This is a genomic window from Cupriavidus sp. GW823-FHT07B10, from assembly GCF_058794355.1.
The window spans coordinates 168,647-183,401 of sequence record NZ_JBXAGS010000008.1 but is presented as its reverse complement, the minus strand read 5'-3'; the positions used below and the strand labels follow the sequence as shown (position 1 = coordinate 183,401).

The following is a 14,755-nucleotide window of genomic DNA, read 5'->3' as shown; positions in this document are numbered from 1 at the left end:
TTCGGTAAGCCAGGGTCAGCGGGGGTTGGCGGCGAGCGTGGCGCCGGCAAGGCCGCCATTGCCGCCCAGCGCCAGCTTGTCCTTGCCGGCAGGGGCCAGCGCGGCCAGGGTCTGCGGGCTGCCGGCGGGCAGGGCGGTGAAGTGGCGCCCGCCGTCGGCGGACATCACCATCGTGCCACCCTGCCCGGCCAGCACGATGCGCCCATCGGGCAGCTCGACGCCGCCGAAGAACGAGGTCTTGAGGCCAGTGTCCGCGGCCTGCCAGGTGGCGCCGAAGTCCTCGCTGCGCAAGGCGTTGCCGCGCATGCCGAAGGCCAGCCAGGCGCCATCGCGCAGCGGCTGCACGCCGTACAGCGATCCCTCGTAGGGGGACTTCACCACCTCCCAGCGGCTGCCGCCGTCGGGCGAGCGCAGCACCAGGCCGGTTTCGCCGACCAGCATCAGGCGCCCCTGCCCGTCGCCGGCAATGCCGTTGAGGTGGCGGTCCTGCATGGCCTTGTCTGCGGCCGGCTCCCAGTGCCTGCCCTGGTCGCGCGAGACCAGGAAGCGGCCAAAGCTGCCGACCGCGAACCACGGGCCGCCCGCCTGGGCCCAGGCGCCGAGCAGCGGATCGGATGAGCTCGCGTCGAACGCCACCTGCTGCCAGTGCGCACCGCCGTCTTCCGTGCGCAAGATCCAGCCGCTGTGCCCGACCGCCATGCCATGGCGGCTGTCGGCAAAGGCCACCTGGGTCAACGCGGCGCCTTGCGGTTGATCCACGGCGGCCGAGCGCCAGTTGCGGCCCTGGTCATCGCTGAACAGGATCTGGCCACGCTCGCCCACTGCCACCAGGCGCTCGCCGGCGCGCGCGATGCCGTTGACCTGCAGGCCGTCCGGGCGCAGCGTCGTGGCCGCGAACGGCGGCAGCGGGCGCGGCGCGAAGGCCCATACCGCGGTGGCCAGCACGGCCAGTGACATGGCGACGCCGATCAGTCGTTTCATGATGTCTCCTCCGGTTGGAGTGATGGCAGGCGGCCTCGTTGCGGGCCGTCCCTGCAGGGGCTGCTTGTGATTACAGAACGTCGAACAGCGCGGCGGCACCCATGCCGCCACCGATGCACATGGTCACCACTGCCTGCTGCACGCCGCGGCGCCGGCCTTCAATCATTGCATGCGCGGTCATGCGCGCACCCGACATGCCGAACGGATGGCCGATCGAGATCGCGCCGCCGTTGACATTCAGGCGCGCATCCGGGATGCCCAGCTTCTGCTGGCAGTACAGCACCTGGCAGGCAAAGGCCTCGTTCAGCTCCCACAGGCCCACGTCGGCCACCGTCATGCCATGGCGCGCGAGCAGCCTGGGTACGGCGAATACCGGGCCGATCCCCATCTCGTCCGGCGCGCAGCCCGCCACCGCCATGCCGCGGTAGCGGCCCAGCGGGCGCAGGCCGCGCCGGCGGGCCTCGTCGGCGCTCATCATCAGCACCGCGGCGGCGCCGTCCGACAACTGCGAGGCATTGCCGGCAGTGATGTGCTCGCCGGCGGCCACCGCCTGGCCGCCGCTCCAGACCGGCTTCAGCGCCTCCAGGCTGCTGGCCGTGGTATCGGGCCGGTTGCACTCGTCGTGCGCAAGCCGAACGGTCTCGTGGCCGGTCAGCGTGCCGGCCTTGTCGAACAGCGCGCGGCGCGTTTCCAGCGGCACGATCTCGTCATCGAAGGCACCGCGCCGCTGCGCCTCGGCGGTGCGCTGCTGGCTGCGCCAGGCGTAGGCGTCCTGCTCGGCGCGGCTGATGCCATAGCGGCGCGCCACCACCTCGGCGGTCTCGATCATTGCCATATAGGCTGCCGGCTGCCGCGCCAGCACCGCTTCGGACTGGGCGCGGTAGCTGTTCTTGTGCCTGGTCTGCGTCAGCGAGATAGATTCCGCGCCGCCGGCGACGATGATGTCGGCCTCGCCGCACTGGATCGCGCGGGCGCCCGCAGCGATCGTCATCAGGCCCGAGCCGCACATACGGTCCATGGTCATGCCGGGCACGCTGTCCGGCAGGCCGGCCGCCACCGCGCACAGGCGGCCCAGGTTGTAGCCCTGGGTGCCCTGCTGCGCGGCCGCGCCGATCAGCACATCTTCCACCTCGGACGGATCCACGCCGGCGCGCTCCACCACCGCGCGCACCACGTGGCCGCCCAGCACCGGGGCCTCGGTGTCGTTGAAGGCACCGCGGAAGGCCTTGCCGATCGGTGTGCGCGCGACGGCGACAATGACTGCTTCTTTCATTCTGGATTCCTGTTCAGAAGTAATAGCGGCTGATGGTCTCGGCCACGCAGGCCGGCTTGTCTCCGCCTTCGATTTCCACGGTCATGCGCACCACCGACTGCACGCCGCCCTGCAAGGTCTCGGCCCGCACCAGTTCCCCCGCCCCGCGCACGCGCGCGCCCACGCGCACCGGCGCCGGGAAGCGCACCTTGTCGCAGCCGTAGTTGACGCCCCACTTCATGCCTTCGACCGTGACCAGCTCCGGCAGGAACTGGTTGACCAGCGCCAGCGTCAGGTAGCCGTGCGCGATGCAGGCGCCGTATGGGCCCTGCGCGGCGCGCTCCGGGTCCACGTGCAGCCACTGGTGGTCGCCGGTGGCATTGGCGAACTGGTTGACCTGTTCCTGGGTGATCTGGGTCCAGGCGCTCTCGCCGAGGCGCTGGCCGACGGCGGCGTGGATGTCTTCGGCAGAACGGAAGATTCTTGGCATGTCTGGTTCCTGCGTTGTTCCCGGTCCCAACTGTTTCCCTTCAAGCCCGCTGGCTGCTCACCGGCAGCACCTCGCCCGTCATGTACGAGGCATAGTCGCTGGCCAGGAATACCATCACATTGGCCACCTCCCACACCTCGGCCGCGCGCCCGAACGCTTCGCGCTCGCTGAGCTGGCGCAGCAGGTCGGCCGGCGCCGACTTCTTCAGGAAGTCATGCAGCGCGATGCTGGGCGCCACCGCATTGATGCGCACGCCAAATTCGGCGGCTTCCATCGCGCTGCAGCGCGTCAGCGCCATCACCCCGGCCTTGGCCGCGGCGTAGTGCGACTGCTCCTTCTGCGCACGCCAGCCCAGCACCGAGGCGTTGTTGACGATGGCGCCGCGCCGGCGCGCCTGCATGTGCGGCAACATCGCTCGCGTCATGCGGAAGGTGCCCGTGAGGGAAATATCGATCACGCGCGACCACTCGGCATCGTCCATATCAACTAGGCGGCGCGAGCCGCCCAGGCCGGCGTTGTTGATCAGCACGTCGGTTCCGCCCAAGGCTTCTTCGGCGGCGGCCACAAGTGCGCGCACCTGCGCTTCATCCGATACATCGCAAAGCTGGCCATGGATCGCCTGCAGGCCGGTTTCCGCGCGCAAGCGCTCGACCGCGTCTGCCAGCCGCTTCTCATGGACGTCGGAGATCATCAGCGCGCGGCAGCCCTCCTCGGCGCAGCGGCGCGCGGCGGCAAAGCCGATGCCGGCGCCCGCCGCGGCGGTGATGAGCACACTCTTGCCGGCGAGCAACTGATGGCCAGGCACATAGGCCGGGGCGCTGGGGATTTCGGTGTTCAGGGTCATGACTGTCCTCGTGCTTCGCGCGGCAAGCCGAGGCCGCGTTCGGCGATGATGTTGAGCTGGATTTCGTTGGTGCCGGCGTAGATGGTGTCGGCGCGCGAGAACAGCGCCATCTGCTGCAGCCGCGTGCGGCGCGTGTCGCCGGCGTCCAGCACATTGGCCAGCGGACCCAGCACGTCCAGCGCCAGCTGGCCCAGGTCTCGGTGCCAGTTGGACCAGTAGTACTTGTAGATCAGCGCGTCGCGCTGCAGCGCGGTGCCGCCGTCCTGGCCCGCCTGCGCCGCGCCCGCCAGCATGCGCAGCGCATTGGCGCGCATCACGCGCAGGCCGGCCCAGGCGCGCGCGATGCGCTGGCGCACCAGCGCGTCGCGGCTGCTGCCGTTGTCGCGCGCGGCCTGCGCCACCCATTCCAGTTCATGCGTGAACTGCATCTGCTGGCCCAGCGTGGAGATGCCGCGCTCGAAGCCCAGCAGCGCCATGGCGATGCGCCAGCCATCGCCGGGCGCGCCCAGCACATCGGCGGCGGCGGCACGTGCGCCGTCGAAGAACACCTCGTTGAATTCGGCGCCGCCGCCCATCTGGCGAATCGGCCGGATCTCGATGCCGGGCTGGTCCAGCGGCAGCATCAGGAAGACCAGGCCCTTGCTGCCGCGCGAGCCGGGCTCGCAGCGCGCCAGCACGAAGATCCAGTCCGAATCGTGCGCGAGCGAGGTCCACACCTTCTGGCCGCTCACCAGCCAGTCGCCGGTGGCCGCATCGCGCTCCGCCCGCGTGCGCACATTGGCCAGGTCCGAGCCCGCGCCAGGCTCCGAATACCCCTGGCACCAGAACGTGGTGCCGTTCAGGATGCCGGGCAGCAAGCGCGCCTTCTGGTCGTCGGTGCCGAAGGCGACCAGGGTCGGGCCGATCAGCCCCTCGCCGATATGGCCCATGCGGCCCGGCCCCCCTGCCCGCGCGTATTCCTCATGGAAGATCACCTGCTGCATGACCGGCAGCTCGCGCCCGCCATGCGCGCGCGGCCAGCCCAGGCCGGTCCAGCCGCCTTCGGCCAGCCGGCGCTCCCACGCCTTGCGCAGTTCGGGATAGGCCTCTTCGTCGCCGGGGCCGCCGCGGTGCTTCAGGCAGGCGAACTCGCCGGCCAGGTTGGCGGCCATCCACTGCGCGACTTCGGCGCGGAATGCCGCCTCTTGATTCGCTGTCATGCTGTCCTCCACGCGTGCGGGCCATTTGCTGCGAGATACGCCAGCGCCGCGCCGGCACCGCCCAGCCAGTGGCTGGCGGCCTGCGCGCGCTTGAAATAGAGCTGGGGGTCGTATTCCCAGGTGAAGCCGACACCGCCATGCAACTGGATGGCCTCCTGCGCGCAGAAGCGCAGGGCATCGTCGGCTGCCACGGATGCGGCGGCGATGTCGAGGCGGATGCCGGTACCATCGGCCACCTCGCCCGTTTCCCACGCCTGCGCCGCGCCATACACCGCCGAGCGCGCCGCCTCGACCAGCACCATCATCTGCGCGCAGCGGTGCTTGACCGCCTGGAACGAGGCAATGGCGCGCCCGAACTGGATCCGTTCCGAGGCATAGGCTACGGTCAGGTCCAGGCATTGCTGGGCCGCGCCAAGCTGCTCCGCCGCCAGCATCAGCTTGCCGTGCCACCAGGCCTGGGCCAGGCCAAACGCCGCCGCGTCCGCGCGCGCCAGGCAGGCGCTGGCGGGCACGGGCAGCCCGTCCAGCCGCAGCGCGGCCTGCGGCCGCGTGCGGTCCAGCGTATCGAGCGGCGCCAGCATGAATCGCGCATCCTGTGCCAGTGCTGCTGGCCCCAGCAGGAACAGCGCAGGCACGCCGTCTTCGAGCCGGGCCGGCACCAGCAGCCAGTCGGCGCCGGCGGCATCGGCCACCTGGGCGGCGCAGCCGCGCAGCACGAAGCCATCCGCGCCCGCCTGCGCGCCAATGGCGACGCCGTCGTACTGCCAGCCGCCATCGTCCGGCAACACCGCGGCGGCACGCAGCTCGCCACACGCCAGCCGTTCCAGCCAATGCGCGCTGCCGCGCGGGCCCAGGCTGGCCTGCAGCCAGGGCGCGGCCACGCACACGGCGGACCAGAACGGCACGCAGGCCAGGCGCTGGCCCAGTTGTTCCTGCAGCAGCACCAGCCCGGGCGCCCCCAGGCCGGCGCCGCCCACGGCTTCGGGCAGTGCGATGCCGCACCAGCCGAGTTCGCCCGCGACCGCGTGCCACAGCGCTTCGTCGTGCGCGGCGCCCGCCTCGGTCACGCGCCGCACCGCCGCCGAATCGCTGTGCGCGGCGAGGTAGTCGCGCGCGCTGTCGCGTACCATCTGCTGTTCGAGGCTAAGGGAGAAGTCCATGGCCGTCGCGCTCAGCTGCCGTAGACCGGCTGGGGCGGCTGCGCCTGCGCCAGCAGTTCCGCCACGGCTGCGCCCAGTTCGGCCGGCTGCCAGCGCGATCCCTTGTCGGTCCTGGGTCCGGTGCGCCAGCCGTCGGCCACGGAAACCATGCCGCCGGCCGCCTCGAACATGCGCCCGTTGACCTGCGCGGAGGCGGCGCTGCCCAGCCACACCACCAGCGGCGCGACGTTGGCCGGGTCGTAGTAGTCGAAGCCGTCGGCCGGCGCCCGCATCATGTCGGCGAACACGTCTTCGGTCATGCCGGTGCGCGCCGCCGGCGCCAGCGCATTGGCGGTGATGCCATAGCGGCCCAGCTCGGCGGCCTGCACCAGCGTGAGCGCGGCAATGCCGGCCTTGGCGGCGGCGTAGTTGGACTGCCCGACAGAACCCTGCAGGCCCGCGCCGGAGCTGGTGTTGATAATGCGCGCGTCGACGGCGCGGCCGGCCTTGGCGGCATCGCGCCACCGTTTGGCGAGCAGGTTGGCCAGGCAGAAGTGGCCGCGCAGGTGCACGCGCATGACGTCGTCCCAGTCCGCTTCGGTCAGGCTGACAAACATGCGGTCGCGGCAGATGCCGGCGTTGTTGACCAGCACGTGGACCTCGCCGAAGGCCTCGACCGCGGCATCGACGATGCGCTGCGCGGTGGCCAGCTGCGTGATGTCGTCAGCGCTGGCCAGCGCCGCGTTTGCCTTCGCGCCGGCCGCACGGATCTCCGCGCAGACGGCCTCGGCCGCCTCGCGCCGGATGTCGTTGACGACCACGTTGGCGCCCTCGGCGGCGAAGGCCAGCGCATAGGCACGGCCCAGCCCGCCGCCGGCGCCGGTGATGATGACGGTGCGTGCGTCGCAGATTCCCATGGCGGTCTCCTTACAAGCGTTCGATGATGGTGACGTTGGCCAGGCCACCGCCTTCGCACATGGTCTGCAGGCCGTAGCGCCCGCGGGTGCGTTCCAGCTCATGCAGCAGCGTGGTCATCAGGCGCGCGCCGGTGGCGCCCAGCGGGTGGCCCAGTGCGATGGCGCCGCCGTTGGGGTTGGTGCGCTCGGCCGCGTAGCCGGTTTCGGCCAGCCATGCCATCGCCACCGAGGCGAACGCTTCATTGATCTCGACCACGTCGATGTCAGCCAGGCGCAGGCCGCTGCGCTCCAGTGCGCGTCTGGTTGCAGGGATCGGCGCGGTCAGCATCCACAGCGGGTCGTCGCCCAGCACGCTCATATGCGCGATGCGCGCACGCGGCTTGAGCTGGTAGCGCTTGAGCGCGTCTTCCGAGACGATCAGCAGCGCGGCGGCGGCATCGGCGGTCTGGCTGGACACAGCCGCAGTCAGCGAACTGCCGGGCATCAGCGGTTCCAGCGCAGCCATCTTCGCCAGCGTGGTATCGGGGCGCGGGGTCTCGTCATGCTTCACGCCTGCGCACGGCACGATCTCGCGCGCAAAGCGGCCGCCTTCGATGGCCGCGGCGGCGCGCTGATGGCTTGCCAGCGCGTAGGCTTCCATGGCCTCGCGCGACAGCTTCCAGTGATCGGCAATGCGCTGCGCGGCATGGAACTGCGACACCGGCGCATCGCCAAAGTGCGTCTGCCAGCCCTTGCTGCCCGAGAACGGGTCGGCAAAGCCCAGTGCCTGCCCGGCCAGCATGGCCGACGAGATCGGGATCTGGGTCATGGTCTGCACGCCGCCGGCGATCACCACGTCCTGCGTGCCGCTCATCACTGCCTGCGCGGCAAAGTGCACGGCCTGCTGCGACGAGCCGCACTGGCGGTCCACGGTCACGCCCGGCACCGTCAGCGGCAGGCCGGCTGCCAGCCACGCGCTGCGGGCGATATTGCCGGCCAGCGGGCCGATGGTGTCGACGCAGCCGAACACCACGTCGTCATAGTCCTCCGCGGGAATGCCGTTGCGGCGCACCAGCTCGGCCAGCACGAAGCCGCCCAGGTCGGCGCCGTGCATGTGCGACAGTCCGCCCTTGCGGCGCCCGGTGGGCGTGCGCAGGGCATCAACGATATAGGCGTCTTTCATGGTCTTGGTTCTCTTTGGATTCAGGCGAAGGTGGCGCCGGCGCCGATCTCATGCGCGCCGTCAAGGATGTGCGCGCCCATGCGCGCCTTGTGGAAGGCACGGTCGCCCCAGCTTCCCGCCAGGGCCCAGGCGCGCTTGGTGAAGATCTGCAGGTCCAGCTCCCAGGTGTAGCCCATTGCGCCATGCACCTGGATCGCCTGGCGCGCCGCGCTCCACGCGCAGCGCGCGGCGGCCACGCGGGCGTGCGAGACATGCAGGCCCGCATCGGGCAGGCCGTGCGCCAGCGCGGCGGCGGCGCGCAGCAGCACCGGCCGGGCGAACTCGAGCTGGATCGCCACGTCGGCCAGCAGGTGCTTGACCGCCTGGTAGGCGCCGATGGCCTTGCCGAACTGCTTGCGCTGCGCGCTGTAGTCGATCGCCAGGTCCAGCATGCGCTGGGTCAGACCCAGCTGCTGCGCGGCCACGCCAAGCGCGCCGCGGTTCAGCGCGCTGCTCCACAGGCCACTACCGGACGGGATCAGTTCGGACTCCGCGGCCGGCGTCCACGCCAGCTCGAACAGGCGGCGCGAAGGATCGAGCCCGGTGCGCGCCGTCAGCACGGCCTGGTCGGGCCGCAGCAGGTGCACGGCACCTTCGTGCGCGCACAGGATCGCGTCGGCGACATGGGCGTCGGCCACCAGCCGCTCTTGCGGATGCGCCACCGCGACGCGGGCATCGCCGGCGGCGATGCGCTCCAGCAGCGTGGCGCAGCGTTCGTGCGCCGAGGCGTTCGGCGCCGCCGCGAGCGCATCGCGCAGCAGCCCGGCCGCGACCAGCGCAGTGTCCAGCAAAGGCTCGGGCAGCGCAAAGTAGCCGCAGGCCTGCGCCAGCGGCGCCCATTCGACCTCGCCCAGCCCCAGTCCGCCCTGCTCCTGCGGCACCATCACCGCGGTCAGGCCCTGGTTGGCAAGCTGGCGCCACAGCGCGTCGGAGCGGCCAGACTCGGTGGCCCACAGCTCGCGCGTCAGTTCGGGCGTCATCTCGGTCATCAGGAAGCGCCGGATCGCCTCGGCAAACTGCTCCTGCTCTTCGGTCAATGCGAAATCCATGGTGTTTTCCCCGGGTGCCGTCATGCGCGCGGCATGCCGAGCAGGCGCTCGGCGACGATATTGCGCTGGATCTCGTTGGTGCCGGCATAGATCGGCCCGGCCTGCGAGAACAGGAAGCCATCCAGCCAGTGGCCGAGCGAACCCGGCGGCTGGCCGTCGGGCGCGACCTCCGCCGCCTGCCCCAGGATGGCCAGCGCGGTATCGTGCATATGGATGTCCAGCTCGGACCAGAACACCTTGTTCGTGCTCGACTCCGCGCCGATATGGCCGCCGCGTACCAGGCGGCTCGCGGTGGCGTAGGTGGAGAGCGTGTAGGCCTCGGCGTCCATCCAGGCGCGCAGCACCGCCTCGCGCAGCGACGGGTCGCGGTCCGCCGCCTCGCGGTTGGCCTGGTACAGCCTGACCAGCGCGCGCGCGGTTTCCTGGAAGCGCGCCGGCGAGCGCAGCATCAGGCCGCGTTCGAAGCCGGCGGTGGCCATGGCCACCTGCCAGCCGGCGCCTTCTGCGGCCAGGCGGTTTTCCACCGGCACGCGCACGTCGTCGAAGAAGATCTCGGCAAAGCCGGTCTGGCCGTTGAGCTGGCGGATCGGGCGCACGGTGATGCCGGGCGTGTCCAGCGGCATCAGGATGAAGGTCAGGCCATGGTGTCGGGTCGAGGCCGGGTCGGTGCGGAACAGGCCGAACAGCCAGTCCGCCCACACCGCCCGCGTCGACCAGATCTTCTGGCCGTTGATCACATAGTCATCGCCCTGCCGGATCGCGCTGCAGCGGATCGCGGCCATGTCCGAGCCTGCGCTCGGCTCGGACCAGCCCTGCGCCCAGACATGCTCGCCCGAGGCCATGCGCGGCAGGAAGCGCGCCTTCTGCGCCTCGGTGCCGAATTCCATCAGCGTGGGCCCGAGCAGGAAGATGCCGTTCTGGTTGACGCGCATCGGCGCGCCGGCACGCCAGTACTCCTCCTCGAAGATCAGCCACTCGATCAGGTCGCAGCCGCGCCCGCCCAGCTCGGCCGGCCACGTGACCATGCTCCAGCGGCCCTGGTTGAGCGTGGCCTCCCACGCGCGGTGCTGGGCGAAGCCCGCTTCGGTATCGAAGCTCGCCAGCGGCGTGCGCGGCACGTGCGCGGCCATCCAGTCGCGCACCTCGGCGCGGAAGGCGCGCTGGGCGTCGGTGTATTCAAGCTGCATCGCGCTCTCCCTGCGCAAAGCGGGCTTCGCGGCCTTCGACAAAGGCGGCGCGCGCCTCGCCGGAATCGGCGCTCATGTAGGCCTGCAGCGTGAAGCCCTGTTCCCAGCGGTATTTGTCCTCCAAGTTGCCGTCTTCCACGCCGTTGAGCGCCTCCTTGGCCAGCTGCAGCATGGCCGGGCTCTTGGCGGCGATCTGGCGGGCCAGCGTCATGGCGGCCTCGCGCAACTCTGCGCGCGGCACCACGCGCTCGACCGCGCCCAGCCGGTACGCCTCGGCGGCATCGATCATCTCGCCGGTGAAGTACATCGCCCTGACCTTCTGCACGCCGAACATGCGCTGCAGGTGGGCGCCGCCGCCCATGGCGCCGCGGTCGATCTCCGGCACGCCAAAGCGCGCACAATCTGCGGCCACGATGATGTCGGCCGCGCCGCAGATGCCGATGCCGCCGCCCAGCACGAAGCCGTGCACGGCCACGATGACCGGCTTGGGATTGCGGTGCACGGCGCGGAAGGTGGCGTAGTTACCGGCGTTGACATCGACGATGCGCTGCGGGTGCGCGGCCAGCTCCTTGATGTCGACGCCGGCGCAGAAGCCGCGGCCTTCGCCGCGCAGCACGATCACGCGCACGGCGGGATCGGTGCCCAGCTGGTCGATCGCGGCGGCCAGCGCATGCCAGCCGGCGCAGTCGAGCGCATTGACTGGCGCATGGTCGATCACCAGTTCGGCGATGCCATCGGCGGTGTCGATGCGGAACGGCCCGGTCTTTTTGTTCGTTTGCATGGTTTCCTCTGTCTGTGGGTCAGGCCGCTGCAGCCAGTCCGGCGCCAGCCAGCGCCGCCAGGCGCGCCTGTGCCTGCGCGGCCATGCCGGCCACGATCTGCTCGCAGGATTCGATGGCCCGGATCGCCGCGGCGGCCTGGCCGCTGGGCAGCACGCCTTCATCGGGGCATCCCTCGACCATCGCGCGCTGGATCAGCACCGGCGCGTTGGCGGCCATCAGGGTCTGGGCGGCGCTGTAGTCCTGCTCGCGCATCGCGCGCCAGGCGGTGGCCAGCATCTGCGCGCTGCGCATGCCGGTACGCGCCTGCCACTTGCGCGCGGCCGCCAGCGCCAGCCAGGTGCGCCGCAGCGGACCGGCCTTCTCCAGCGCCAGCAGCAGGTCGTTGTCGATCATTCGCTGCGGCAGGCCGTCAATGGCCAGCGACACGCGGATGCTGGCCGGGTCGCGCACCTTGACGTAGCGCTCCAGCGTTGGCGCCGGCACCGGCGATTCGGCCGACATCAGGAAGCGCGTGCCCATGGCCACGCCGGCCGCGCCGTAGGCCAGTGCCGCGGCCAGTCCGCGGCCGTCGAAGAAGCCGCCGGCGGCCACCACCGGCACGCTCACGCTGTCCAGCACCTGCGGCAGCAGCAGCGTGGTCGGCGTGCCGCCGGTATGGCCGCCGCCCTCGCCGCCCTGCACGGTGACCACGTCCGCACCCAGTTCCACGGCCTTGGCCGCATGCTTGGCCGCGCCCACGGTCGGCATGCAGACCACGCCGGCCGCCTTGAGCTTGCCGATCATCTTCGCGTCCGGGCCACGCCCGTAGCTGACGGCGCGCAGCCGGTGGCGGATCGCCATCTCGATCACTTCATCCGCGTTGGGCTGGAACATGTGGAAGTTGATGCCGAAGGGCCGGTCGCTGAGCGCCTTCACGCGCAGGATCTCGCGCTCGACCTCGCCGGGCGCAATGGTGGCGCCGGCCAGGAAGCCGAAGGCCCCGGCATTGCCGCTGGCCGCGACCAGCTTCGCATCCGCCACCCAGCCCATCGCCGTCTGCACGATGGGGTAGCGGCAGCCCAGCAGGTCGCACAGCACGGTGTGCAGGCTCGCGGGGCTCATGCCTTGTCCTCGCCGGTGCGTTGCGAAGCGGCCATGGCGCGCGCGTCATAGCCGCCGAGCTTGTCGCCGCTGACCAGCTCGTTGTGCGCATGGGCGAAGTGGTGCCAGGCAAACACCGCATCCATCGCGGTGCGCTTGCCCTGCAGGTCTTCCACATGGTTGACCGCCTGCTTGGTCAGCGTCAGGCCCAGCCGCGGCATCTGCGCGACCTTGGCGGCCATGCCGTAGACGGTGTCTTCCAGCGCGTCGCGCGGCACCACGCGGTTGACCATGCCCATGCGCTCGGCGCGTTCGGCGCCCATGCGCTCGCCCAGGAACAGGAACTCCTTGGCGATGCGCGGATGCAGCTCGTAGGGATGCGCGAAGTACTCGACGCCGGGAATGCCCATGCGCACCACCGGATCGGCAAAGAAGGCATCGTCCGACGCCACGATCAGGTCGCATACCCATGCCAGCATCAACCCGCCGGCGATGCAGGCGCCATGCACCATGGCGATGGTCGGCTTGGGCAGCTCGCGCCAGCGCCGGCACATGCCCAGGTAGACCTCCTGCTCGCGGGCATAGAGAAACTCGCCGCCCGGCTTGTTGACATGGTCATACCAGAGCGAGGCACGCTCGAACGACTCGTTGATGTCGCGCCCCGGCGTGCCGATGTCGTGCCCGGCCGAGAAATGCTTGCCAGCGCCGCGCAGCACGATCACCTTGACCGCGTCGTCCGCGGCGGCGCGCCGGTAGGCCTCGTCCAGCGCGTAGGTCATCTTTGAGTTCTGCGCGTTGTGGAACTGCGGCCGGTTCATGGTCACGGTGGCAATGCCGTCCGCGACCTGGTAGAGCACCTCGGCATTGGGGCCAAGGCTGATGGCTTCGGTAGCTGGCGTTGTCATGTCGGCCTCACACGCGTCCGGAAGGATTGCCGCGCACGATTGCCGCGCGCAGGTTGTGCGGATCAAGGTGGGCGATCAGCCGCAGCTCTTCCGGTGTCGGCGGCGCCGTCTCCGGCAGGGCCTCGCCGGGTGTATTCGCCAGCGCAAAGCCCGTGGCCGCCTGCACCTGGTCGAAGCTCGCCCCCGGGTGCAGCGAGCGCACGCGGATGGCATGGTCAGCCCCCCCGAAATCCATCACGCACAGGTCGGTGACAATCACGCGCAGGTCAACGAAGCTGCGCATGCCCTCCAGCTGGCGGGCCGGGTTGTAGCCGGCGCTGCAGACCATGTCGACTTCACCGGCGACAAACGCGCGCGTGCTGTGGGCCGGCACGAAGAAGGAATTGGCGTGGTGGATGCTGTTGCCGGGAAAGCCGCGCGCGCCCAGCAGCTGGGTCCTGGGCTGCGCATGGGTGCCGCCCAGGCAGGAAATATTGGCCTGGCCGAAGCGGTCGATCTGTGTCGGCATCACCAGCGCATGGCGCCGCCCGCCCCACAGGCAGTCGAACACGCGCGAGTAGCCCATCCAGCCGCTGGCGCGCACCTTGTAGCCGGGCTCGCGCGGGCCCAGCGGCACCGGCGCTTCCACCAGGTAGGCCTCGCCGTCGGTCAGCAGCAGGCCCGGGTTGTGCGCAAGCCGCGCCAGGCCGGCGGCGATGCGCGGGCCGGTGCCGATGCCGGTGGCCAGCACCTCGCCGTCGTCGCGCCATTCGCGGGCGGCGGCGGCAATCATCAGCTCGGCGCGGGTGAATTCATAAGTGGCGCTCACGGTCGCTCCTTGGGTTGGCGGGTTCAAAGTACCGGCAGCGGCAGGTCGTGCACGTGGCCAAGGCCGCCGATGCGCTCCAGGTAGGCCGCTTCGCTCGCGCCCACCACCTCGTCGCGGTAGGCACGGAAGCCGTCCTCGGCCTCGGCGCCGGCGCAGTACGCCTTCAGCGCGGGCAGGTCCCAGCCGTAGGCCGGCGCGCAGGAAGTGGGATGGGCGCCGCCGGGTGCGTGCACCACGCCGCTTACCAGCGAGCGCTCGAAGGCGTTGTTGCGCGCGCGCGCCAGGTCTTCATCCTCCAGGCGCAGGTGCAACGTTTCGCAGCTCACATAGCAGCGGTGCGCGGCACGTGCGAACCATTCATCGAAGAACGGATCGGGCCCGTCGATGCGGGTGTTGCCGAGCACATCGCTGTCGTTCACGTGCAGCAGCGCGGCATCGAGCTCGATCGCCGGCATCGCCACCAGCACTTCGCCATCGGCATAGGGCGAACGCACCGTCCTCAGCTGGGGGTTCATGTCCAGCACGTCGGTGCCCAGCGCGGCGCGCGTCGGCAGGAACGGCAGGCGCGCGGCCGCGGCGCGCAGGCCCAGCTGCAGCATGCCTTCGTCAAGCTCCGTCACTTCCAGCACGCCGCGCTCGCGCGCCTGGCGGAAGTAGGGCTCGAGCGGAATCACGTCGAGCGAGACGAAGCCGAACACCAGCCGGCGCACCTTGCCGGCCGCGCACAGCATGCCCACCTCGGGGCCGCCGTAGGCGACCACGGTCAGGTCCTTCAGCGGCGAGCGCAGGATCTCGCGCACCAGCGCCATCGGCTTGCGGCGCGGGCCCCACCCGCCGATGCCGATGGTCATGCCGTCGGCGAGCTGGCCGACCACGTCGGCCGCGCTCATGGTCTTGTCGATTGTCTTGGTCATGATGTGT

The 14,755-nt window shown here is 70.7% G+C and carries 15 protein-coding genes; all 15 read right to left on the bottom strand.

What is annotated here, in order from left to right; genetic code table 11:
* Positions 1–15: 15 nt before the first annotated feature.
* Entirely contained in the window at positions 16–981 is a 966-nt protein-coding gene (locus tag AC1Q6V_RS18815) for a WD40/YVTN/BNR-like repeat-containing protein (protein WP_454750734.1), read from the bottom strand.
* A 70-nt stretch (positions 982–1,051) separates the two neighbouring features.
* Entirely contained in the window at positions 1,052–2,254 is a 1,203-nt protein-coding gene (locus AC1Q6V_RS18810; RefSeq protein WP_454750735.1) for an acetyl-CoA C-acyltransferase, read from the bottom strand.
* A 13-nt stretch (positions 2,255–2,267) separates the two neighbouring features.
* On the bottom strand, positions 2,268–2,723 hold the full coding sequence (locus AC1Q6V_RS18805; protein ID WP_454750736.1) for a MaoC family dehydratase: 456 nt from the start codon (positions 2,721–2,723) through the stop codon (positions 2,268–2,270).
* 40 nt (positions 2,724–2,763) lie between these two features.
* The gene (locus AC1Q6V_RS18800) at positions 2,764–3,567 is read right to left on the bottom strand and encodes an SDR family oxidoreductase (RefSeq protein ID WP_010813970.1); all 804 of its coding nucleotides are present in this window, start codon (positions 3,565–3,567) and stop codon (positions 2,764–2,766) included.
* Complete coding sequence (locus AC1Q6V_RS18795; RefSeq protein WP_454750737.1) at positions 3,564–4,766, bottom strand: acyl-CoA dehydrogenase family protein; 1,203 nt, start codon at positions 4,764–4,766, stop codon at positions 3,564–3,566. The genes AC1Q6V_RS18800 and AC1Q6V_RS18795 overlap by 4 nt, the downstream gene beginning before the upstream one ends.
* Positions 4,763–5,926, bottom strand: a complete 1,164-nt coding sequence (locus tag AC1Q6V_RS18790) for an acyl-CoA dehydrogenase family protein (protein ID WP_454750738.1) — start codon at positions 5,924–5,926, stop codon at positions 4,763–4,765. Before AC1Q6V_RS18790 ends, AC1Q6V_RS18795 begins: the two co-directional genes overlap by 4 nt.
* Before the next feature lie 11 nt (positions 5,927–5,937).
* A complete protein-coding gene (locus tag AC1Q6V_RS18785; RefSeq protein ID WP_058697827.1) occupies positions 5,938–6,822 on the bottom strand; it encodes an SDR family oxidoreductase in 885 nt (294 codons plus the stop codon).
* Positions 6,823–6,832: 10 nt separating this feature from the next.
* Positions 6,833–7,984: an acetyl-CoA C-acetyltransferase gene (locus tag AC1Q6V_RS18780; RefSeq protein ID WP_454750739.1), complete on the bottom strand. Its 1,152-nt coding sequence runs from the start codon at positions 7,982–7,984 to the stop codon at positions 6,833–6,835.
* A 20-nt stretch (positions 7,985–8,004) separates the two neighbouring features.
* Complete coding sequence (locus AC1Q6V_RS18775) at positions 8,005–9,072, bottom strand: acyl-CoA dehydrogenase family protein (protein WP_010813975.1); 1,068 nt, start codon at positions 9,070–9,072, stop codon at positions 8,005–8,007.
* A gap of 20 nt (positions 9,073–9,092) precedes the next feature.
* Entirely contained in the window at positions 9,093–10,259 is a 1,167-nt protein-coding gene (locus AC1Q6V_RS18770) for an acyl-CoA dehydrogenase family protein (RefSeq protein WP_439672492.1), read from the bottom strand.
* Positions 10,249–11,040: an enoyl-CoA hydratase family protein gene (locus AC1Q6V_RS18765; RefSeq protein WP_010813977.1), complete on the bottom strand. Its 792-nt coding sequence runs from the start codon at positions 11,038–11,040 to the stop codon at positions 10,249–10,251. The genes AC1Q6V_RS18770 and AC1Q6V_RS18765 overlap by 11 nt, the downstream gene beginning before the upstream one ends.
* Before the next feature lie 19 nt (positions 11,041–11,059).
* Complete coding sequence (locus AC1Q6V_RS18760) at positions 11,060–12,142, bottom strand: NAD(P)H-dependent flavin oxidoreductase (RefSeq protein WP_011616733.1); 1,083 nt, start codon at positions 12,140–12,142, stop codon at positions 11,060–11,062.
* Positions 12,139–13,026, bottom strand: a complete 888-nt coding sequence (locus tag AC1Q6V_RS18755; protein ID WP_010813979.1) for an enoyl-CoA hydratase — start codon at positions 13,024–13,026, stop codon at positions 12,139–12,141. Before AC1Q6V_RS18755 ends, AC1Q6V_RS18760 begins: the two co-directional genes overlap by 4 nt.
* A 7-nt stretch (positions 13,027–13,033) precedes the next feature.
* Positions 13,034–13,834 carry a CoA-transferase subunit beta gene (locus AC1Q6V_RS18750; RefSeq protein ID WP_454750740.1) on the bottom strand — a complete coding sequence of 267 codons (801 nt, stop codon included), beginning with the start codon at positions 13,832–13,834 and terminating at the stop codon, positions 13,034–13,036.
* A 23-nt stretch (positions 13,835–13,857) separates the two neighbouring features.
* Positions 13,858–14,748, bottom strand: a complete 891-nt coding sequence (locus AC1Q6V_RS18745) for a CoA transferase subunit A (protein WP_439672489.1) — start codon at positions 14,746–14,748, stop codon at positions 13,858–13,860.
* Positions 14,749–14,755: the final 7 nt, after the last annotated feature.